At 72.0% G+C, this 20,097-nt stretch carries 20 protein-coding genes and 1 pseudogene; 14 read left to right on the forward strand and 7 right to left on the reverse strand.

Features of this window, described 5'->3' with window-relative positions; translation table 11 throughout:
- Window positions 1-232 precede the first annotated feature (232 nt).
- Window positions 233-1,198: a glycosyltransferase gene (locus FRAQA3DRAFT_RS04635; RefSeq protein ID WP_009737905.1), complete on the forward strand. Its 966-nt coding sequence runs from the start codon at window positions 233-235 to the stop codon at window positions 1,196-1,198.
- Between the two features lie 49 nt (window positions 1,199-1,247).
- The gene (locus FRAQA3DRAFT_RS04640) at window positions 1,248-1,652 is read left to right on the forward strand and encodes an ATP-binding protein (protein WP_009737906.1); all 405 of its coding nucleotides are present in this window, start codon (window positions 1,248-1,250) and stop codon (window positions 1,650-1,652) included.
- Here the strand turns inward: FRAQA3DRAFT_RS04640 and FRAQA3DRAFT_RS04645 are convergent.
- Window positions 1,641-3,284 carry an MFS transporter gene (locus FRAQA3DRAFT_RS04645; protein ID WP_009737907.1) on the reverse strand — a complete coding sequence of 548 codons (1,644 nt, stop codon included), beginning with the start codon at window positions 3,282-3,284 and terminating at the stop codon, window positions 1,641-1,643. The two genes, FRAQA3DRAFT_RS04640 and FRAQA3DRAFT_RS04645, sit on opposite strands and share 12 nt — an antisense overlap.
- Before the next feature lie 201 nt (window positions 3,285-3,485).
- Here FRAQA3DRAFT_RS04645 and FRAQA3DRAFT_RS04650 point away from each other — a divergent pair, with 201 nt between their 5' ends.
- The 3 genes from FRAQA3DRAFT_RS04650 (at window position 3,486) to FRAQA3DRAFT_RS04660 (ending at window position 6,128) form a co-directional block, all read left to right on the forward strand.
- Window positions 3,486-3,635 (forward strand): DUF222 domain-containing protein, encoded by a 150-nt coding sequence (locus FRAQA3DRAFT_RS04650; RefSeq protein WP_232291918.1) that lies wholly within the window; start codon window positions 3,486-3,488, stop codon window positions 3,633-3,635.
- 286 nt (window positions 3,636-3,921) lie between these two features.
- A complete protein-coding gene (locus tag FRAQA3DRAFT_RS04655; protein ID WP_009737908.1) occupies window positions 3,922-4,290 on the forward strand; it encodes a SchA/CurD-like domain-containing protein in 369 nt (122 codons plus the stop codon).
- A 1,022-nt stretch (window positions 4,291-5,312) separates the two neighbouring features.
- Window positions 5,313-6,128 carry an SDR family NAD(P)-dependent oxidoreductase gene (locus FRAQA3DRAFT_RS04660; protein WP_009737909.1) on the forward strand — a complete coding sequence of 272 codons (816 nt, stop codon included), beginning with the start codon at window positions 5,313-5,315 and terminating at the stop codon, window positions 6,126-6,128.
- 49 nt (window positions 6,129-6,177) lie between these two features.
- Here FRAQA3DRAFT_RS04660 and FRAQA3DRAFT_RS04665 read toward each other — a convergent pair whose 3' ends face one another.
- The 4 genes from FRAQA3DRAFT_RS04665 to FRAQA3DRAFT_RS04680 form a co-directional block, all read right to left on the reverse strand.
- A complete protein-coding gene (locus FRAQA3DRAFT_RS04665; RefSeq protein ID WP_009737910.1) occupies window positions 6,178-6,579 on the reverse strand; it encodes a thioesterase family protein in 402 nt (133 codons plus the stop codon).
- Between the two features lie 148 nt (window positions 6,580-6,727).
- Window positions 6,728-7,384: a TetR/AcrR family transcriptional regulator gene (locus FRAQA3DRAFT_RS04670; RefSeq protein WP_009737911.1), complete on the reverse strand. Its 657-nt coding sequence runs from the start codon at window positions 7,382-7,384 to the stop codon at window positions 6,728-6,730.
- On the reverse strand, window positions 7,381-8,478 hold the full coding sequence (locus tag FRAQA3DRAFT_RS04675) for a phosphotransferase family protein (protein ID WP_009737912.1): 1,098 nt from the start codon (window positions 8,476-8,478) through the stop codon (window positions 7,381-7,383). Before FRAQA3DRAFT_RS04675 ends, FRAQA3DRAFT_RS04670 begins: the two co-directional genes overlap by 4 nt.
- On the reverse strand, window positions 8,475-9,779 hold the full coding sequence (locus tag FRAQA3DRAFT_RS04680) for an acyl-CoA dehydrogenase family protein (protein WP_009737913.1): 1,305 nt from the start codon (window positions 9,777-9,779) through the stop codon (window positions 8,475-8,477). Before FRAQA3DRAFT_RS04680 ends, FRAQA3DRAFT_RS04675 begins: the two co-directional genes overlap by 4 nt.
- 312 nt (window positions 9,780-10,091) lie before the next feature.
- Here FRAQA3DRAFT_RS04680 and FRAQA3DRAFT_RS04685 point away from each other — a divergent pair, with 312 nt between their 5' ends.
- The 4 genes from FRAQA3DRAFT_RS04685 to FRAQA3DRAFT_RS04700 all read left to right on the forward strand — a co-directional run bounded on the left by FRAQA3DRAFT_RS04685 (window position 10,092) and on the right by FRAQA3DRAFT_RS04700 (window position 13,673).
- Entirely contained in the window at window positions 10,092-11,012 is a 921-nt protein-coding gene (locus FRAQA3DRAFT_RS04685) for a TIGR03619 family F420-dependent LLM class oxidoreductase (protein WP_009737914.1), read from the forward strand.
- Between the two features lie 61 nt (window positions 11,013-11,073).
- A complete protein-coding gene (locus FRAQA3DRAFT_RS04690) occupies window positions 11,074-11,907 on the forward strand; it encodes an SDR family NAD(P)-dependent oxidoreductase (RefSeq protein WP_009737915.1) in 834 nt (277 codons plus the stop codon).
- A gap of 90 nt (window positions 11,908-11,997) precedes the next feature.
- Window positions 11,998-12,492 (forward strand): nuclear transport factor 2 family protein, encoded by a 495-nt coding sequence (locus FRAQA3DRAFT_RS04695; protein WP_009737916.1) that lies wholly within the window; start codon window positions 11,998-12,000, stop codon window positions 12,490-12,492.
- Entirely contained in the window at window positions 12,489-13,673 is a 1,185-nt protein-coding gene (locus FRAQA3DRAFT_RS04700) for a cytochrome P450 (protein WP_009737917.1), read from the forward strand. The genes FRAQA3DRAFT_RS04695 and FRAQA3DRAFT_RS04700 overlap by 4 nt, the downstream gene beginning before the upstream one ends.
- Before the next feature lie 117 nt (window positions 13,674-13,790).
- Here FRAQA3DRAFT_RS04700 and FRAQA3DRAFT_RS04705 read toward each other — a convergent pair whose 3' ends face one another.
- The gene (locus FRAQA3DRAFT_RS04705) at window positions 13,791-14,996 is read right to left on the reverse strand and encodes an ABC transporter substrate-binding protein (protein ID WP_009737918.1); all 1,206 of its coding nucleotides are present in this window, start codon (window positions 14,994-14,996) and stop codon (window positions 13,791-13,793) included.
- A gap of 526 nt (window positions 14,997-15,522) precedes the next feature.
- On the opposite strand from FRAQA3DRAFT_RS04705, the gene FRAQA3DRAFT_RS34575 reads away from it, so the two are divergent.
- Window positions 15,523-15,678 carry a hypothetical protein gene (locus FRAQA3DRAFT_RS34575; protein WP_009737919.1) on the forward strand — a complete coding sequence of 52 codons (156 nt, stop codon included), beginning with the start codon at window positions 15,523-15,525 and terminating at the stop codon, window positions 15,676-15,678.
- Here FRAQA3DRAFT_RS34575 and FRAQA3DRAFT_RS36695 read toward each other — a convergent pair.
- A pseudogene (locus FRAQA3DRAFT_RS36695) lies at window positions 15,676-15,930 on the reverse strand (hypothetical protein); the annotation flags it as partial. The gene FRAQA3DRAFT_RS34575 and the pseudogene FRAQA3DRAFT_RS36695 overlap by 3 nt on opposite strands.
- A 425-nt stretch (window positions 15,931-16,355) precedes the next feature.
- On the opposite strand from FRAQA3DRAFT_RS36695, the gene FRAQA3DRAFT_RS31240 reads away from it, so the two are divergent.
- From FRAQA3DRAFT_RS31240 to FRAQA3DRAFT_RS04725, 4 genes are all read left to right on the forward strand, one after another.
- Window positions 16,356-17,288 carry a helix-turn-helix domain-containing protein gene (locus FRAQA3DRAFT_RS31240; protein WP_009737920.1) on the forward strand — a complete coding sequence of 311 codons (933 nt, stop codon included), beginning with the start codon at window positions 16,356-16,358 and terminating at the stop codon, window positions 17,286-17,288.
- Window positions 17,289-17,561: 273 nt separating this feature from the next.
- Complete coding sequence (locus tag FRAQA3DRAFT_RS04715; RefSeq protein WP_009737921.1) at window positions 17,562-18,029, forward strand: cupin domain-containing protein; 468 nt, start codon at window positions 17,562-17,564, stop codon at window positions 18,027-18,029.
- Window positions 18,030-18,211: 182 nt separating this feature from the next.
- Window positions 18,212-19,081 carry an NmrA family NAD(P)-binding protein gene (locus FRAQA3DRAFT_RS04720; RefSeq protein WP_009737922.1) on the forward strand — a complete coding sequence of 290 codons (870 nt, stop codon included), beginning with the start codon at window positions 18,212-18,214 and terminating at the stop codon, window positions 19,079-19,081.
- A complete protein-coding gene (locus FRAQA3DRAFT_RS04725; RefSeq protein ID WP_009737923.1) occupies window positions 19,078-20,079 on the forward strand; it encodes an alpha/beta hydrolase in 1,002 nt (333 codons plus the stop codon). The genes FRAQA3DRAFT_RS04720 and FRAQA3DRAFT_RS04725 overlap by 4 nt, the downstream gene beginning before the upstream one ends.
- Window positions 20,080-20,097 lie beyond the last annotated feature (18 nt).

The raw sequence follows: 20,097 nt of genomic DNA on the forward strand, positions 1-20,097 counted from the left end.
GCGATGGCCCCCCCGCACGAGCTGATTGCGTCCGACGAGCGTGATCGAGCGCGACGCCGACGCTTACGCCGAGATCATCGAAACCGACGACCGGCCGGACCGTCGACGACCATGCGGGGACGACGACCATGCGGGGACGACGACCATGCGGGGACGACGACCATGCGGGGACGACGACCATGCGGGGACGACGACCATGCGGGGACGACGACCATGAGGGGACGGGGACCGGATGAGAATCCTGCTCTGGCACGTGCACGGCTCGTGGACGACGTCGTTCGTCCAGGGCGGGCACTCCTACGTCGTTCCGGTGCTACCCGACCGCGGGCCCGATGGCCTGGGCCTGGCCCGCACCTACCCGTGGCCGGGCACCGTCACCGAACTCGGCCCGCAAGAGCTGCGCGACGCCGGCATCGACGTCGTCGTCCTGCAACGCCCGCACGAGCTGGAGCTGGCCCACCGCTGGCTGGGCCGGCGGCCGGGGCGGGACATCCCGGCGGTGTACGTCGAGCACAACACCCCGAAGGGGGACGTGCCGCTGACCCGCCATCCCGCCGCCGACCGGCCGGAGCTGCTGCTCGTCCACGTCACCCATTTCAACCGGCTGTTCTGGGACGCCGGTGCCACCCCGACCCGGGTCGTCGGGCATGGCATCGTCGATCCCGGCCACCGTTACACCGGCGAGCTGGCCCGCATCGCGGTGGCGGGGAACGAGCCGGTGCGCCGCGGCCGGGTCACCGGCACCGACCTGCTGGCCGAGTTCACCCGCGCCGCCCCGGTCGACGCGTTCGGGATCGGGGTGAGCGCCCTGCCGGCGCACACCGGCCTGCCGCCCGAGCGTCTGGCGGTATTCGAGGACGTCGCCCAGGCCGACCTGCACGACGCCCTCGCCCGCCGGCGGGTGTACGTCCACCTGCCGCGCTGGACCTCGCTCGGGCTGTCCCTGCTGGAGGCGATGCATCTGGGCATGCCGGTCGTGGCGTTGGCGGCGACGGAGGCGACCGAGGCGGTGCCGGCCGAGGCGGGCGTGCTGTCCACCGACCCGGCGGTGCTCGTCGACGCCGCCCGCCGGTTCGTCGCCGACCCGGAGCTGGCGCACGCATACGGGAAGAGGGCCCGCCAGGCGGCGCTGGCCCGCCACGGGCTCGGGCGTTTCCTGGCCGACTGGGACGCCGTCCTCGCGCAGGTGACGGGATGACCGGCCGTGCGGCGGTTTACCTGTTGATACGCCCGGATATGTCGTTGCCATGTCGGTCGGGTCGGAGCCTCCAGTCGGGAACTTCCTCGACCGGTTCGTCCTCCCGCCAGGTCCGGACGCTCCCCGCCAGGCCCGCCGACGGCTGACGGCGGACCTGACCGGCAGCGGTGTCCCGGCCGAGGTGACCGAGACCGTCCTGCTGCTCGCCACCGAACTGGTCACCAACGCCGTGCTGCACGGCCACGGTGAGCCGGTGCTGGAGATCCGGACCACCGAACGCCTCGTCTGGGTGGGTGTCCGCGACCCGGATCACCACCCGCCGCGGGTGCGGCACGTCGACGCCGAGTCGCTCGGCGGCCGCGGCCTGCACCTCGTCGAGGCCCTCGCCGAGGACTGGGGCGCGGCCCGGGTCCCCGGCGACGGCAAGACCGTGTGGTTCCTCCTACGGCGCTGACGCCGGTGCCTGCGGGGAGGCCGGTGCCTGCGGGGAGGCCGGTGCCTGCGGGGACTCGCCCGGCTGCGCCCGGGTCGGCCGGGGGCGCGGGATCGTCAGGCATGCCAGCGCGGCGAGGACGACCGCCGCGTCGGTGATGATCCAGCCCAGGTCGTAGGCGTCGGTGAGCGAGCCGAGGTCGCCGGGCGTCGCCCCGCCGAGCGCCGCGACGAGCAGGGCGATCCCGATCACGGTGCCGATCTGGCGGGCCATGGTCACCACCGCGGAGCCGGTGGAGAAGCTCGCCGCGGGCAGCGCGGTGACGGCCGCGCTGATCAGCGTCGGCAGGATCAGCCCGACGCCGACGCCGGTGAGCAGCATCCCGGGCAGCATGCCGCCGGCGTAGTCCGGATGCGGCTCCAGCCGCAGGATCCACCAGGTGATCCCGGCCCCGAACACGAGGCAACCGGCGGCGGCCACCGTCCCCGCCCCGAGGCGGGCCACCAGCGGCCCGGCGGCGATGGCCAGCCCCGGGACCATCAGCGGCCCGGGGGCGATGGCGAGCCCGGTCCGCAGCGCCGACCAGTGCCAGACATCCTGGCACCACAGAATCCCCGACAGCAGCATCGCCGCGAACGCGACGCTGAACACGACGGCTGCCACCGTCGCGGCGCTGAAGGTCCGCACGCGCAGCAGCGGCAACGGCAGGACCGGTGCGGGATGCCGCGCCGAGCGGTAGAAGAACCCGGCCAGCAGCAGAGCGGTGGCCAGCAGCGACCCGACGACCCGCGCCGAGCCCCAGCCCCAGTCCGGTCCGCGCACCAGCCCCAGCGCCAGCGCCGCGATCCCGCCCGTCAGCAGGACGGCGCTCACCAGATCGGTCCGCCCCGCGTTGGGGCGCCGCGGCGGGTGGGGCAGCAGCCGCGGTCCGGCGACGAGCACGGCGAGCCCGATCGGCAGGTTGACCAGGAACACCCACCGCCAGTCGAGCTCGGTCAGCAGCCCGCCCGCGACAGGTCCGAGCGCGGCCGCCAGCCCGCTCACCGCCGTCCAGGCCCGCACCGCCGCCCCGCGCCGCTCGGGCGGTGCCGCCGCGAGCAGCAGGCCGAGAGAGGAGGGGGTCATCACGGCGGCGCCCGCCGCCTGCAGCACCCGGGCGGCGACGAGGAACCACACTCCGGGGGCGACGGCGCACAGCGCGGAGGCGAACGCGAAGATCCCTGTGCCCCAGAGGTAGGCGCGGCGCGGGCTGGTCCGGTCGGCGAAGTTCCCGGCCGGCACGAGCAGCGCGGCGAAGACGACGGCGTAGCCGTTCAGCACCCACGACAGCGACGACAACGACGACCCACCGAAGTGCCGCCCCATGTCCGGCAGGGCGACGTTGACGATGAACAGGTCGAGGTTCGACATGGCGACCCCGGCCGCCACCACCGCGAACACCCGCCCGAAGCGCGCAGCCGGCGCGCCCCCCTGCGCGGCGCCTGACGCGGCGACACCCGGAGCCGGCGGGTGCGGGTCCGCTGCCGTGCTCGTGCTCGTGCTCGGCGGAGCGCCTGAGGTCGGCGTCCCGCCCCGGGCGGATGGGAGGTCCCCGACGAGGGAGATCGTCGGTGGTTGCCCGGATCGGAGCGCCGCTTCGGGTCTGTCGTCCATGCTCGCTGATCCCTCACACCGTAAGTTTGAAATCACAACTGACCTGGTCGGGGTCAGCCTAGCCGGGGCGGGTTGGAGAATCCAACGATTAGGGGGTCGGCGAGATGGCGGCCCGGTTACCGCCGGATGTCCGACCGTGTGCGACGTGACTTCTCGAGCCCCGGGCGTCTCGCCGCAGTTCGGCTCGGTCCGGTGCGAAAGATGCGCGGCTGTGGCAGTGCGCTGCGAGAAGGCGCGACGAGTACCGCCGGGCTGATCCGCGCCCGGCTACGGATCCGCCCCGTCGACGCCCAACGGCTGCTCGATCCGGCCCTCGCTTTCGAGGTGGGCAGATCGACCCCGGCCGAGTAGCCAAGCACACGATGCCCCGGGCGGACAGGGCGATCTTGGACGGCCATCCGCCTACCGGGAGATTCACTACTTCCCGCGTCCAGCCCGCCACTCCACGTCGCCGGTCCGGCCTGCGGCCAACCAGGTTGGCGAAGGCTCGGTAGCCGCCCGACGTCTCGTCCGCGGTGGCAGCTAGTTGCCACCGCGATGTTCGGAATCCACCGAACCTCGCCTGGCCGTCATGTAAGTATCAATGCTGTTGGTCAACGGATCGACATGCTGGTCCCAATGGATATGGGAGATTGCAGTGCGTCAGTTCTCCGCAGTCATCTGGAAGGTGAAGCCCGGCTTCGACGAGGAGCTGGCCGACTTGTTCGAGAATTCCAAGCGACCGGATTCCGCTGTCATTCTCGACGAGGCGGGGAGTGAGGTGGGCAAGCTGCTGTCCACTGCCGTCTTCCTGAAGGACGACACAGTCGTTCGAGTGATCCAGTATGAGGGTGAGCTGATTTCCGTCATGCGGCACATGGCCGGCCAGCAGGTCGTCCGGGAACTGGAGGACGGGCTGCAGAAATATCTGGTCGAGCCGCGGGAGACCGACAGCCCGCAGGCCTTCCGGGACTTCTTCCTGCGGACCAGCATGCGTCGTCTGTTGCAGCGGTGGGCCGATGAGTAGGCGGTTTCTCGTGGATCTTCGACGAGCCGCCTCGTGATCGAGGCGATGGCGACCTCGTTGTGGTAGTAGTGGCCGTGTTTGGTGTACCGGGTCGCGAGCGCTCGCCACTGCCTGAGTCGGTTGGAAACAGGGCGGTTCTGGCGCCCGGGAACACCTGCCCGGCTCGCACCCCGTCCGCGGTTCCACCTGGACTGGATCAAGACCGGTCGGCTGCCCGTGTGGTGGAGCGCGACTGGGCGGCAGATGGAAACCGCCGACGTCGACACCGCCGTGGCGCGGGTGTTGGCGAGTCACCCGGCGTAGCGCGCCGTCCAGCCCGAGCTGTGCTGGGCGCCCGTCGCGGCGTGACCGGACATCGATCCGACCTCGCCCCGACGAACCCTGTCAGGCGACGTTTGAAGTGGTCTCCCGCAGTGGCGTGAGTTGGCGGTCCCGCCACCCACGTTCTCATTCTCGAGACCGACGACCGCCATTCGATCTGGCCTCTTCCGAGCGACATGGCCGACCGACGCGCCGTTCGCCTCGGCTAACAGCTCGATAGGGCCAGATCGGATGGCGCAAGACCAGGTGCGGCGACGCCTGACACCTTCGTCCCGAACCACCAGCTGTCCGCCATGCCGAGACACCGTGAATCAATCATCGATCAGGTGTGGCGTCCACCGTGGACGACCGACCGGTGACGGCCGTGATGAACAGAGTGCAGCGCGGCAGCCTGCCCACGGCCCCCATCGAGGGAGTTCTCCGGGGCGGCGGGTGCCTTGGCGGCGGGTGCCTTGGCGGCCGGTGCCGAGCGGCCGGAGACCCGGCCGGAACACCTACGCCTGTACGGCGCGGCTGGGGGTAGGCCCGCCGGGTCCGGACGTCAGCCGGGTGGCGAGGCCCACGCTGAAGGTCACCACCGCGAGCACGCCCGTGACCACCGCCAGCCGGAGCCGCGCGCCCGTGCCGCGGCCGGGAAGGCCCGCAGTGTCGGGCTCGCGCGGATGTCGACGTCAGAGTCCGTTTCCCGGCAGGATGCGGTCATGAGGATCGAGCAGGGGCAGGTCGCGGTGGTGACGGGGGCGGCCAGCGGCATCGGGTACGGGCTGGCCGAGGCGCTCGCGGCCCGGGGCGTGCGCGTCGTCCTGTCCGACGTGCAGACCGACGCGGTCGAGCGGGCCGCCGCCACGCTCGCCGCGGCCGGGGCCACGACCCTCGCGGTCCCGGCCGACGTCAGCGACGCCGACCAGGTGCATGCCCTCGCCGAGACCACGATCGACCGGTTCGGCCGGGTGGATCTGGTGTGCAACAACGCCGGCGTCGTGAGCCGTCCGGCGCCGATGTGGGAGCAGAGCCTGGGCAGCTGGCGCTGGCTGATCGACGTGGCGCTGCTCGGGGTCGTCCACGGCGTGCACCACTTCGTACCGCACCTGATCCGCCAGGGCGGCGGCCACGTCCTCAACACCGCCTCCGTCGGCGGCCTCATGGCGCTGCCGACGCTGACGCCGTACAACGCCGTCAAGCACGCCGTCGTCGGGCTGACCGAGAGCCTCAACCTGGAGCTTCGGGCCGTCGCCCCCACCCTCGGCGCAAGCGTGCTGTGCCCGGGGCCGGTGGCGACGGCGCTGAGCGAGACGTCGCGGGCGAACCAGCCGGCGGGGGCTCAGACGCCAGACCCGCGCGACACCCTCGAAGACCGGGCGGCGCAGCGCGGCGGCTCGATCCTGCTGCCGGCGGACGTCGCCCGAATCGCGTTGGCGGGCATCGAGGCGGACCGGGTCCACATCCTCACCAACCCCGAGACGGCCGCGGGGGTGCGGGCCCGCGTCGAGGCGCTCCTCGCCGACCTCCCCTGGTAGGGCGCGCCCCGCTCCTGGGGGGACGGGCGGGACGGCGCCCGCGTGGTCCTCAGGCGAGCAGGAGCCGCTCCAGGCCGGCGCGCTGCTCGGGGGTGAAGGGCATCGAGTGCAGCCGGTCGGCGTCGACCTTGACCAGGGTCGCGGTCAGGCTCGCCGCCGGGTGATCGTGCTGGGTGAGTTCCAGGGCGAAGGTCAGCGAGCTGGAGCCGAACCTCGACAGGGTCACGCCGAACAGGACGTCGCCGGTGAACAGCTCCCGACGGTAGGTGCTGGTCACGTCGACGACGGCGAGGTCGGCGGGAGCGAGCAGCCCCTCGCAGGTCGTCGCCAGCGCCCGTGCCCAGGCCTGCGCGGCGATCTCCAGGGCCAGGAAGAAAGGGACGTGACGGTGCTGGCTCACCACGCCGTCGCGATCAGGCCGGTGCGTCACCGGCAGCATGTACCGAAGCATCGCCCGCGGTGTCTCGCTCCCCCTGAAGGCCGCGCGGCACGGCCGCGGGCGCTACCGACCCCGGGTCGACCCGATTCCTCGACCCGTCGGGCTCGACCCGATGAGCTGCACGTTCGACCCTCATCCGGCATCGTGCCGAATTCCGACCCTACCGGTCGGCGGGGCTCGGCGGGCTGGAGCGGATGTGCCGGTTCGTCTGCGCCGAGACCGGGGCGGTGAGGATCGCCGTCACCAGATCGACGAGGTGACTGGCGAACAGGCGGTGGTCCGGGCGGTGATGCTCCCGGGCGCGGTTCGCCAGCTCCCCGTTGAGGAACCGGATCGCCGCGAACCGGCGGTGCAGCGGCGGTCCGACCGCGGCGGGCGGCAGGAACGGCGTGACCAGGCCGCGCCAGCGGACCATGCTGGGCGCGGCGGACGCCGCCGCGAAGCAGCCGGCGAAGCGCTCGGGGCGGGCCGTCACCTCGGCGATGATCTGCAGGTACTCGGGTCCGCCGTCGGGATGATCGAGCCGGGCCGCCTGCGGGAGCACGAGCGCGGCGGCCAGCCCGCGCAGCTCCGGCTCGCCGGCGAACTCCAGGGTGTCGAGAAGGCCGAGCCGGTGGGTTTCGATGTCCCGGTGATGCCGGTCGATGATCGCGGCGAGGACCGACTGCCGGCCGCCGAAGTGGTATTGCAGCGCGCTCGTGTTGAGCTGCCCGGCGGCCTTGCTGATCTCGCGCATGCTGGGGCCGTCGATGCCGCCCGCCGCGAACAGCCGCTCGGCGGCCACCAGCAGGTCACGGCGGGTGTCCTCGCCGCTCATGGCGCCGCGATCCGGGCGCTCGCCCGGGCGAACAGCCGTCGGGCGGTCGCGCGCAGCGCCCGGCCGACGGCGAGGTCGGCCTGGCCGGCGCAGGCGCGGGCGTAGGTCCCCTCCAGAATGATCCCGATCTTGTAGCCTGCCAGGACCTCGTACCAGGGCAGGGAACGCAGGTCCCGGCCGGTGATCTCGCCGTAGCGGGCGACGAGCTCGCGCGCCGTGGGGAACCCGTCCCAGGGGTGCACGCCCGGCGCCCCGGGCGGGGAACCCTCGGGACCGGGCCAGGTGCTGAGCAGTCTGCCCAGGTCGAGCAGGGGATCGCCGATGGTCGCCAGCTCCCAGTCGATGATCGCGGCGAGCGCCGGGCGGTCCGCCGTCACGAGCACGTTGGCGAGATGGTAGTCGCCGTGCACCAGCCCGGGGCGGAAGTCGTCGGGCCGGTGCGCGTCCAGCCAGGAGCCGATGGCGTCCAGCTCCGGCGCCTCGGGCCCCGGGTAGCCCGCCAGCGTCCGGTAGCCCTCGAGCTGACCGCGCCAGCGGCTGACCTGCCGCTCCAGGTAGCCGGCAGGCTTGCCCAGGTCGGCGAGGCCGGCGGCGGCGTGGTCGACGGCGGCGATCGCGGCAGCCCCCTCGGCCATCGCCAGGCCAAGCCGGTGCCGCCAGCCGGCCGAGGTCCGGTAGCCGGCGGGCAGCTCGACCGTCGGGTTGGCGCCGTCGACCGGTTCCATCAGGTAGAACGCCGCGCCCAGGACGGCCTCGTCGGGGCAGACGGCGATCAGGCGGGGGTGCGGCACGGCGGTCGACGCCAGGGCCGCGAGGACCCGGGCCTCCCGGCGCATCGTCCGGTCGCTGTCGGGCCGCTTGTGCACGGGCGGGCGGCGCAGCACGAACCGCCGCCCGCCCCGGTCGAAGCGCACGAGCACGTTCTGGGTGCCGCCGGCGAGCCGCTCGACGGCGGTGATCGGCCCCGCCGGCAGGCCCTGCCCGTCCATCCACGCGGCCAGCCGGCCGAGGTCCACCCCGGGCACGGCGCCCGCCGGGTCGCCTGCGGGGTCGCCTGTCGGCCCGCCCGCCGGGCCGCCCGCGGTGGTGCTCATGCCGGCGTGTGGGCGATGCCGCCGCCGAGCCGACCCGCCAGCCGGCGGGTGGCGGCCTCCCGCAGAGTGGGCAGGTGATCGCTCGGGAACAGCGTCTCGACCGCGTGATGGTCCTTGAGGACCTCGCGGGCGATCGTGACCCGGTGCACCTCGGTGGGGCCGTCGGCGAGGCCGAGCAGCTCCGCGGCGACCAGCATCTCGACGAAGTTCATCTCGTTGGAGATGCCGAGCGCGCCGTGCAGGTGCAGCGCCCGCCGGGAGATGTCGTGCAGCACCTTCGGCATCGCCACCTTCACCGCGGCGATGTCGCGGCGGACCCTGCGGTAGTCGTTGTGCTTGTCGATCAGCCAGGCGGTGCGCAGCACCAGCAGGCGGAACTGCTCGATCTCGATCCAGCTGTCGGCGATCTGCTCCTGTACCACCCCGAGCGAGGCCAGCGGGCCGGAGCGCACCTGGCGCGACAGCGCCCGTTCGCACATCGCGTCGAACACGCGGCGTGCCATGGCGATGGTGCGCATGGCGTGGTGGATACGGCCGCCGCCGAGGCGGGTCTGGGCGATGGCGAACGCCCGGCCGCGCTGCCCGAGCAGGTGATCGGCGGGGATGCGCACGTCGTCGTAGCGGACGTACCCGTGCGCGCCGAGCTCGGCCGCCTCATGGCCGAGCGCCACGTTACGGATGATCTCCAGGCCGGGTGTGCCCGCCGGCACGATGAACATGCTGGCGCGCTCGTAGGGGCCGGCGTCCGGGTCGGTGATCGCCATGACCAGGAAGAAGCTGGCGTAGCGGGCGTTGGTGGAGAACCACTTCTCGCCGCGCAGGACCCACTCGTCGCCGTCGAGGTGGGCGGAGGCGCGGAACAGTGTCGGGTCGGCGCCGGCCTGCGGCTCGGTCATCGAGTAGCACGAGCAGATCCGGCCGTCGAGCAGCGGCTGGAGGTACGTGGCCCGCTGCTCGGGTGTGCCGAAGTGGGCGAGGATCTCGGCGTTGCCGGAGTCCGGTGCCTGGCAGCCGAACACCGACGGCGCCCAGCGCGAGCGGCCGAGGATCTCGTTGAGCAGCGCGAGGTGCACCTGCCCGTAGCCGGACCCGCCGAGCTCGGGGCCGAGGTGGGCGGCCCACAGGCCGCGCTCGCGCACGGCCTGTTGCAGCGGGCGCACGATCGCGTTCGCCACCTCGTCGGTCTTGTCGAACGGCTCCCGCAGGACATGATCCAGCGGCTCGACCTCCTCGCGCACGAACGCGTCGACCCACTCGAGCTGCTCGGCGAACGCCCGGTCCGTCTCGAAGTCCCACGCCATGACGCCGATTTTTAAGCCACGTGCTTTAGGGCGTCAAGCGACGGACTTAACCGGACAGTGGGACGACGCGGCCGGTGGGGTGGCGGGCCGGTGGGGTGGCGGGCCGGCGGGCCGGCGGGGTGGCGCGGCCGGTGCGGCCGGTGCGGCCGGTGCGGGTGATGCGGGCGGTGCGGGTGATGCGGGCGGGGTCGCCCGCGCTGTTCAGTCGACTCCTGGGTTGACAAAAATTGGGGGTGATCTTACGGTCTGCGAATCCTCGCGGCGACGGTGCCGGGGGACCGGCCGAGCCGGTGCTGGAGGGAGAACGCCCCCGTGGACCTCTGCCTGTTCGCCCGGCCCGATCTGGCCCCCGGCGGCGATGTCGACGCCTTCCTCGCGCTGGCCCGCCACGCCGACGCGGCCGGGCTGCACTCGCTGTGCTTCGGCGAGCATCTCGTGATGGCGCCCGACACCTCGCGCTACCCGTACGGGCCCTGGGGCCATCCGCCCGACACGGCCTGGCCCGATCCTCTGCTGACGCTGGCCGCGGTCGCCGCGGTCACCGAGCGGATCCGGCTGTCGACCGCGGTGCTGCTCGCCCCGCTGCGGGCCGGTCTCGTGCTCGCCAAGGAGGTCGCGACGCTCGACGTGCTCTCCCACGGGCGGGTCGAGCTCGGCGTCGGGACCGGCTGGCAGTCCGAGGAGTACGCCGGCGTCGGGCTGGCCTGGGCCGAGCGCCGGCGTCGCTTCGACGAGGTGATCGAGACCTGCCGGCTCGCCTGGGGGGACCAGCCGTTCTCCCTGCCGCTCGACGCCGCCCGCGCTGGCGCCGACGGCCTTGGCGCCGGCCGGCTTGAGGGCCTGACCGCCCGGCCCGTGCCCGTGCAGCGCCGCATCCCGCTCTTCTATGGCGTGGCCGCGACGGCGGCGAACGTGCGGCGCATCGCCCGCCTCGGCGACGGGTGGACGCCGGTGGGCGTCACCCCCGAGCAGGTGCGTGCCGGGGTGGCCGCGCTGCGCTCGGCGTACGCCGACGCCGGCCGCGACCCGGCGACGCTCGTCGTGCGGGTGCCGCTGCCACCCGTGCCCGACGCCGGCGGCGGGGTCGACGCGGCGCGCACCGTCGCCGCCGCGGGACCCTACCTCGAGGCCGGGGCGACCATGGTCGTCGCCGGCCACAACCACCGCCTGCGCTCGGCGGCGGAGGCGGGGGAGCTCGTCGAAGGCCTTGCGGCTGCGGCAAAGGCACTCTGAGCAACTATTGCATCACATCTGTTGCTCGCGCCCGTCGGAAGATCCAGGATCGGAGATCGTCATGAGTCTGCGGGGCAGGGTGGCACTCGTCACCGGGGCGGCGTCGGGCATCGGCGCCGCGACCGCGCGGGTGCTCGCCGGCGACGGCGCCAGGGTCGTCGTCGCCGACATCGACCAGCAGGGGGAGGCGGTGGCGAAGGAGATCGTCGCCGCCGGCGGTGAGGCCGTCTTCCACCGGGTGGACGTGCGCCGCCTCGACGAGGTGCGGGCGGCCGTCGCCGCCGCCGAGTCCACCTACGGCCACCTCGACACGGTCATCGCGAACGCGGGCACCGTCGGCGGTGCGGCCGTGGCGCGCCGGCTGGCGGACCTCGACGAGGAGCGGTGGACCGCGATCCTCGACATCAACCTGGCGGGCACCATCCGCACGTTCGTCGCCGCCATCCCGGCCCTGCGCCGCGCGGGCGGCGGGGCGATGTCGGCGACCGCGTCGATCGCCGGGCTCACGGGGGTGGCCGGGCAGGCCGCGTACAGCGCGTCCAAGGGCGGCATCGTCGCCGTCGTGCGGGCCCTCGCCTTCGAGCTGGTCACCGATCGGATCCGGGTCAACTGCGCGTGTCCGGGCGGGGTCGCCACCAACCTGCTGGCGAACACCGACGTGCTGCCGGTGCTCATGGCCCAGGCCCAGGCCGACGCGGACGCGACGCCGGCGCCGGCCGGGCCGGGCGGCGGGCCGGCGGCGCAGGCGCTGATGAACCGGGCCGCGGACCCGGCGGAGGTGGCGCGGGTCCACCGCTTCCTGGTCTCCGACGAGGCCTCGCTCGTCAACGGGCAGGCGGTCGTCTGCGACGCCGGCAGCTCGGTGGCGAACCTCTGGATGGTCATCGACCGCTGACCTGGCGAAACCGCTGACCTGGCGAAACCGCTGACCTGGCGAAACCACCGGTCGGGCGAAGCCGCCGATCGGACGAAAAGGAGTAATTGCATGCCAGACTTACCGGACGACCGCGGGCTGGCCGAGATCGGCTGGCGCGCCGGCACGGTCCTGCACCGCTACTGCCGGGCGATCGACCAGGGCGACGCGGGCGCCCTGCGGGAGGTCCTCGCCGCGGACGCCGCCCTCATCGTGGCCGGGGGGACCGTCGAGGGCGGTCCGGGAAGCGAGCAGGTCTTCGCCGGCCGCGACACCGTGGTCGGCATCCTCGCCTCGCTGTTCGACCAGCGGCAGTGGGCCCGCCACCTCGTGTCCAACCTGGTCGTCGACGTCGAGCCCGACGGCTCCGTCGACGTCCGCAGCTACTTCCAGTACTGGCTGGGCCGGGCCGACGGCACCGCCCACGGCGTCGGCGACTACCACGTGACGATGCGCGAGGCCGACGGCCGCCTCGCGATCACGACGCTCTCGGCCACCATCCTCGAGGAGATCACTCTGCCCGCCGCGGCGCCGGCCGTCTCGACCACAGGAGCGACGACCACATGACGATCGTGGACACCGGCTCGATCGACCTGTACTCCCTGGCGAGCTTCGAGCACGGCCATCCGCACGGGCTCTACGCGTGGCTGCGCGAGCACGACCCCGTGCACTGGAACGACGAGCCGAACGGGCCGGGCTTCTGGGCCGTCACCCGCTGGGACGACATCCGCGCCGTCAACCGCGACGACGAGAACTTCTCCCACTGGCCGGTCTCCATGATCGAGGACTTCATGGAGACCGAGGACAAGTCGATGGTGAACCTCGACCCCCCGCTGCACACGGTGATCCGCCGCGCGGTCGTCCCCGGGTTCATGCCCTCGGCGGTGCGCCGCCGGATGACCCGCTTCGTCGACGCCGCCGAGGCGATCGTCGAGGAGATCCGCCCGGCCGGCGGGTGCGATCTCGCCGTGGACGTGGCCGGGAAGATCGCGGCCTACGTGACGGCCGACGTGCTGCGCATCCCCCGCGAGGACGCGGTGCGCCTCTACGACTACATCGAGATCGGCCTCGGCGGCGGCGCCTACACCGAGCAGGAACGCCAGGGCGCGACCGAGGCGTTGATCCAGTACTCGATCCAGGTGTGGGAGGACCGCCGGGCGAACCCCGGCGACGACGTCTGCTCGATGCTCGCGGCCTGCGAGCTCGACGGGGCCCCGATGAGCCTGGAGAACTTCTCGGCCAACATGACCCTGCTCATCGTCGGCGCCGGCGACACCACCCGGCACCTGATCGGCGGCGGCCTGCACGCCCTGTTCACCCATCCCGACCAGCGCGAGCTTCTGATGGCGGACCTGGACGGCCGGATGCCCGCCGCCGTCGAGGAGATGCTGCGCTGGGTCACGCCGGTGGTCTACAACCGCCGCACCGCCCTGCGCGACGTCGAGATCGGCGGACGGAGCATCAGCGCCGGGGACAAGGTGTGCGTCTACTACGGCGCCGGCAACCGGGACCCGGGGGAGTTCACCGACCCGCAGCGCTTCGACATCACCCGCTCGCCCAACCGGCACCTCGCCTTCAGCGGCCTGGGCCAGCACTTCTGCCTCGGCGCCCATGTGGCCCGGGCGGAGGCGATCGCGATGATCACCGCGTTGCTGCGGGCCTTCCCCGACATCCACCCCGACGGCGAGATGGCGTGGACCCGGTCGAACTTCGTCATGGGCCCCGCGCACCTGCCCGTCACCTGGTGACGACGCCGGCGCCGCGCGGTGCCGGGAGCGGCGGGGGGCGGCGTTGGCGGGGGGCGGCGCCGGCGAGCCCTCCCCGGTCGGGTGGCCGGGGAGGGCTCGCGGTGGGGCGACGGGGGGCTACTGGGTGATCTCCCGTCCGCAGCGGTCCCGGTCGACCACGTCGAAGGCCGTGCCCGTCGGGTTGACCTGGACGAACGAGTAGCAGTTCGTCGTCCTGCCCAGCCCGGTGGCGAAGTTGACCGGCGCGATCAGGCCGCCCGCGTCGTAATGCGTCACCGACCGCAGCCCGTCGATGAACGCCTGCCGGGTGGGGCAGGGGCCGGCCGCCTCCAGCCCGCGGATGAACATGTCGGTGTCGACGTAGGACATCAGCGCGAAGTCGTGTTGCGCCTGCGGGATCTGCGGTGCGAAGCGGGTCACCGCCCTCTCGTAGGTCTCGACGGCGGCGCCGCCGAGTTCGAACGGGCGGTAGAAGACGGGGATGACGAGCCCGGCCATCTGCGCGCCCGAGGTCTCCAGCAACTGCCGGTCATAACCGGTGACCGCCAGGACGAGTCCCGGCAGCCGACCGGCGCCGCGCAGGGCGCGCAGCACCTGGAGATAGTCGGGCGGCTGGATGAGGAAGATGACCGTGTCGGCGCCCGACTCGACGATCCGCCGCGCGGTTTCCTCGGGATTGTCGGCCTGCGACGAGTAGCTCAGGATGCCGGCCGGGTCGAGCCCGGCGGCCCGGATGCTCTGGTCGTATTTCGAGGTGAGTTCCGAGACGCTGGAGGACAACGCGGCCTGAACCAGCAGGACGCGTCTTCCCCCGCGGCCGTGCACGAAGGTGCCGAACGTGTCGACCGCGTTCCCGTCGGTATAGGAGAACGAGAACATGTTCCGGTAGCGCGACCAGATGTCCTCGGTCGCGATCCCGGTCACGGGAACGCCACGGTCGGCGAGGTACTGGGCGCTGCCGCTGGCGGAGAAGGAGGACTCGATGACGCCGAAGACGTTCTGCCGTTCCACCAGGGTGCGAGCGCCCTGGCTGTTCGCCTCGGCGGTCCCGCGGTCGTCCTGCCAGTCGTAGACGATCTTCCGGCCGTGGACACCGCCGTGCTCGTTGGCCAGGCCGAGCCGGGCGTCGATGCCGGCCCGGGAGGAGCTGAAAGTGGGCGCGAGAACCCCTGAATCAGGATAAAGGAGACCGATCCTGACCTCGTTCGGGGTGACCCCGGGGCTGTCACATGCGGTCGCTTCGGTTCCCTGGGACGCGCAGCCGGTCAATGTCGCGACGGCGAGCAGGGCCAGCGCGGGGGCTAGGCGGGAACAGCGGCGCATAAGAGGGGAAACTCCGGGGTCGGACGGTCTTCGGGGCGAAGGGCGCGGGCCGCTTCGCCGTGCCCGACCGGTCGGGTCACCACAATGCGGCGGAGGGGGAATGCGGCGTCGCCGCCGGCGGCCGCTGGGCGGGAACGCGGGATGGGTATCGAACGGGTATCCGTCATTTCGGCAGCCTAGGGTGCGCGTAACCAGCGGGTAAACCAATATGCCGGTGCGGCCTGCGGGAGATTTCGGGCCGGCCACGGGCCGGCGAGCGAATGCCGGCCGGGGATGCGCGGCAGGCCGGTCGGGGGCCGGTCGTGCATCCCCGGCCAAACACTCCACGCCGACCACCCCGTCCGCGGGGTGACCATCCTGCTGCGGTGCCCCCGCGACGTCGCCGCCACCCGGGCCCACCACGTGGAAGCACCGATGTTGCCGAACGGCTCGCGGTCTGGGGCGGCACGACTGGTTCTCCCCCGATAGCGAGCTACCCGGTGTTGGCGACTTCGACGGCGATGGTCGCAACGACATCATCGGCTGGGTGTCGACGTATCCCTACCTCGTCGCGCGGGTCTCTCAATCGCAGTACTGGGTATACGGCACCAGCTTCTACAACTCCTTCGGCCCCAGCGGGGTCTGGCACAACAGCTTCCCGTCGACCAACGCGGACGTCGCGCCGCTGTCCTACTGGCCCTGAGACGGTGCTGGCGAAGATGAGCAGACGCTGAGCCGATCGGACTACCTCCGCCGGTCCGCGGTGCAGGGTGAGGTGGCGTGCGCCGAGCAGGAGGCCGACGACGGCGGGTGCCACAAGGACCGCGACGTAGGTCGGGACTCCGAGGTGGATGCCGAGGGCGGCGACGTTGCCGAGGCCGAACAGGAACGTCAGCCCGACGACGATCCCTACGATCACGGTCACCAGACGGACCGAAGCCTCGGGAGCCGCCAGGTGTGCAGCCGGTCGTCGTCGGTACGGAAGGCGGCGGGGGAGATGCGCACGTCGGTCGCCCCGGCGTCCAGGTATTGCCGGTCTCGAACACCGAGCGCAGGATTCGGGAGGAGACGGGTGCCTCGCCCATGGCCTGGCTCACTAGTGCGGCTGGAACTATGCGCGGGAACTCCTGGAATCGGGCGACGGCCTCGGCTTGCGGGCGTCACCAATCGAGCTCGACCGCGTCCGCAGGACGCCGATCACTGTCCGCCGGCCTCCCGGGTTGGGCTCGTACCCCGGCGGCGCCTTATCGACGCCCGCCGGGGATCTCGTGGTGGGCGTAGGTGCGGCAGCGTCTGACGGCCGCCGCTGTACAGACTGGGGTGAACACGGCGACATGGCCTTCGCCGTGGTGCTCAGGGACGAGATCACAGGAGCTCGGCGTGACGGCAGATCTGTTGGCTTCGGGGCCGATGCGTTTCGCCGCGGCCGACCTGGTGCAGCGCTTCGACCAGGACGTGCGGTGTGAGACCCGACGTTGCAGCGTGCGGGATGCCGGTTGGGAGTCGGTGCTCGTCCGGGTCGCTCAGCGCTGTGATTCCTCGGGACGTGCGGACATGGGCGCCCTGCCCCATCCCCGGATCATGCTCGTGACCCGCGGCAGCGTGGCCGTGCAACGACGTGACGGAATGGTGCGGCGCTCCGCCCTGCTCGCGCCGGGGATGGCATGGATCATCCCGGCTGGAGAACCACTGAGTTATGAGTGGACGCATGCGGGGAGCGGCATCCGCGAGCTCGTTGCCATGGTTATCCCGGAGGACGATCTCGCGCGTACCGCCGCCCTGCTGAGCCATCGACGGTCCTCGCCGGTCGCCTTGACGGGGCCGGTGTTGACCGAGGACCAGGTCGTGCGCAGCGTCCTGACCCAGCTCGCTCAGGCCATGGCCGCCGGAGTCGACGAGCTGTACGCGCAGACCTCGGCGGCCTTCCTGCTCGCTCACGTGCTCAGCCACTACGGGACTGGATCGCCGGACCCTGTCAGCGTCGGGAGGGAGGACGTCCGCGTCCGGACGGCGATCGAGTTCATGCGGGACAACCTGCACCTGCCCCTGTCGCTCGCCGACCTGGCCGGCAGCGCCGGGCTGAGCCCGTACCACTTCCTGCGCGTCTTTCACGCCTCGACGGGATTGCCGCCACGCCGGTTTCTCACCCGCATGAGGATCGACGTGGCGCGGCGTCGTCTCGAGGACAGCGAGCTGTCCGTCACCGACATCGCACGGCAGTGCGGGTTCAGTAGCGCCAGCCAGTTCTCGACCGCGTTCCGCCGTGAGACCGGTATGGCACCTCGGGCGTTCCGCCGCAGCCGCGCAACGTAGGGGCCTCGACCGGCCGTGATCGACTGCGACTGGCCGTTACTTCCGTGACCGAGCCCGAGGCGAGCACCGCAATAAGGAACACGTTTTCAGCAAGCAAGCGCATGCGTGCCGGATGCGTGTACGCCTAGGCTCGAGGTGTGGTCACCACGAGGCTCGGCGCGTGGAGGCCGGAAATCGCACCCGGCCGAGGGCTCCGTCCCGTGTAGTGCACCGGGCCGGTTCCGGGTTGGAAGACGCCATGGACGTCACACCGACGATGCCAAGGAGAACGACGTGAGCATGCTCTATCTCGCCCACGCCCAGCAGCAACAGCAGCTCGAATGGCTCGACGGCGGAACTCTCACGATGGTGCTCGACGGCGCGGCGACCGACGGCCAACTGATGATGGGCAGATTCGACGTCAGCGAAGGCGAAGCGCCGCCCTATCACACGCACACCCGCGAGGACGAGGTGTTCATGCTGATCAGCGGTACCGCGCTGGTCTGGTACGACGACCGCGAGTACGAGCTGTCCGATGGCGGCGTGGTCTTCCTCCCCAAGGGCAAGCCGCACGCCTACCGGATCACGTCCAAGAAGGCCGACCTGTTGATGATCAACACACCGGCCGGCATTGAGGGCATGTTCCGCTACTCCGGCCGTGACAAGTCCACCCCGCGCCCCGACGGCTTCCAGATCTCCCCCGAACGGATGGCCGAAGCTGCCGAGAAGTTCGGCAACATCGTCGTCGGACCGCCGCGCTGACGCGGACCGCCCACACAAATCGCGAGGAAGTCATCTCCGAGACCGCCGAGTTCAACAAGCGCACCATCGCCGAATTCCGCGCCAACCACGGCCAGGTCGGCGCTTCGTTCGCAGAGGACCACCCGCACGATCCCGGTGGTCGCTCTGACCCCGATCGATCCCTCCACCGAAGGAGAACAGCGATGAAGGTCCTCGCGACCGGGGCGACCGGCACCTTCGCCGGGCTGGTCGTGCCCGCTCTCGTGAGCCACGGCATCGACGTGCGCGCCGTGGTGCACGACCCGGGCAAGCGCGACATCCCGCTGGGGAACGGCGCGGGCGAGACCGTCACCGCGGACCTCGGTGACCCGGCCAGTCTGCGCGCCGCGTTCGACGGCGTCGACGGCGCCTTTCTGATCACTCCGGCCTTCGCGCCGGACGCGACGAAGATGGGACTCAACTTCGTGGAGGCGGCCCAGGCCGCCGGCGTCCGTAAGATCGTCTACAACGGCGTCTACCATCCCTCCCTGCCGTTGGAGAACCACGCCAGCACCCGGCCGATCGAGGCGGCTCTCTACGCCTCGACGCTGGACTTCACGATTCTGCAGCCCGCGATGTACATGCAGGGCCTCGACGGCGCCTACGAGCAGGCCCTGCGCACCGGCGCGTTCGCCATGCCCTGGTCGAAGCACTCGAAGATGACCTACGTCGACTACCGCGACGTCGCCGAGGCTGCCGCGCTCGCGTTCGTCGACGATCGGCTCTCCTTCGGCACGTTCGAGCTCGCCGCACCCGGAACGGTGGACCGCGTGCGGCTCGCCGAGCTGATAACCGAGGCTTCCGGTCGCGAGGTGACCGCCGAGGACCTGCCCGCCGGGTTCACGTTGCCGCCCGGGCAGCCCGCCGGGCTGGGCGCGATGTTCGCCGAGTACGACCGGCACGGCTTCCATGGCGGCAACCCACTCGTGCTCCGCACGATCCTGCAGCGCGAGCCGCGCACACTGGCCGCCTACGTAGCAGAACTCGGCGCAACCGGGGACCTTCAGGCCTCGGGACGGGAATCGGACCGATGACGCTGGAACTCGATCCGCAGATCGCCGAGGCGCTCGGCCCGTTCGTGGCCGGGCTGGCCGACGTGGCGCCGCCGCCGGTGGGCGATGTTGACAGCCGCCGCGTCGTCATGAACGCGATGCTCGCCAACGTCGACCGGCTTCAGCCCCTTGCCGACGACGTTCGTATCACCGACTACGAGCTGGCCACTGCGGACGGAGCCAGGCTGCTCCTGCGCTGGTACAGAATCAGCGACTCCGACTCCGACTCCGACACCGACACCGACACCGACTACGTCACCGACTACGTCACGCCCGGCCCCGCGGTGCTTTACCTGCACGGCGGCGGCATGATCCTCGGGAGCGTGTCGATCAACGATGGCGCCGTCAGCCGCCTGGTGTCCCGCAGCGGCGTGCCCTTCCTCGCCGTGGACTACCGCCTCGCCCCCGAGCATCCGTTCCCCACTCCGGTCGAGGACGCCTATGCCGGGCTGCAGTGGCTGCACGAGCACGCCGCCGAGCTCGATGTCGATCCGGCCCGTATCGCCGTCATGGGCGACAGCGCGGGCGGCGGCCTGGCGGCCGCGGTGTCGATCCTCGCCCGCGACCGCGGCGGCCCGGCCATCGCGCGACAGCTACTGATCTTCCCGATGCTCGACGACCGCACCACGGACCCGGACGCACACATCGCGCCCTACGCCGCGTGGACCTACGAGGACAACATCACCGGCTGGCAGGCGTTCCTCGGTGCGCGCGCCGGTGGCGCCGATGTGCCGGCACTCGCGGCTCCCGCGCGGCTCGAGGACGCGACCGGGCTGCCACCGGCCTACCTCGAGGTCGGCCAGCTCGACATCTTCCGCGACGAGGATCTGACCTATGCGCTGCTGCTCGGCCGCGGCGGTGTGCCCGTCGAACTGCACCTCACCCCAGGCGCCCCGCACGAGTACGACGCCATCGCCTACCAGAGCGACGCCGCCCACCGGGCCATCGCCGACCGGGTAAGGGTCATTCGCTCTTTGTAACCGCCCCACCCGGCGTTG

It is taken from the genome of Frankia sp. QA3 (genome assembly GCF_000262465.1).
In the GTDB taxonomy this organism is placed as follows: domain Bacteria; phylum Actinomycetota; class Actinomycetes; order Frankiales; family Frankiaceae; genus Frankia.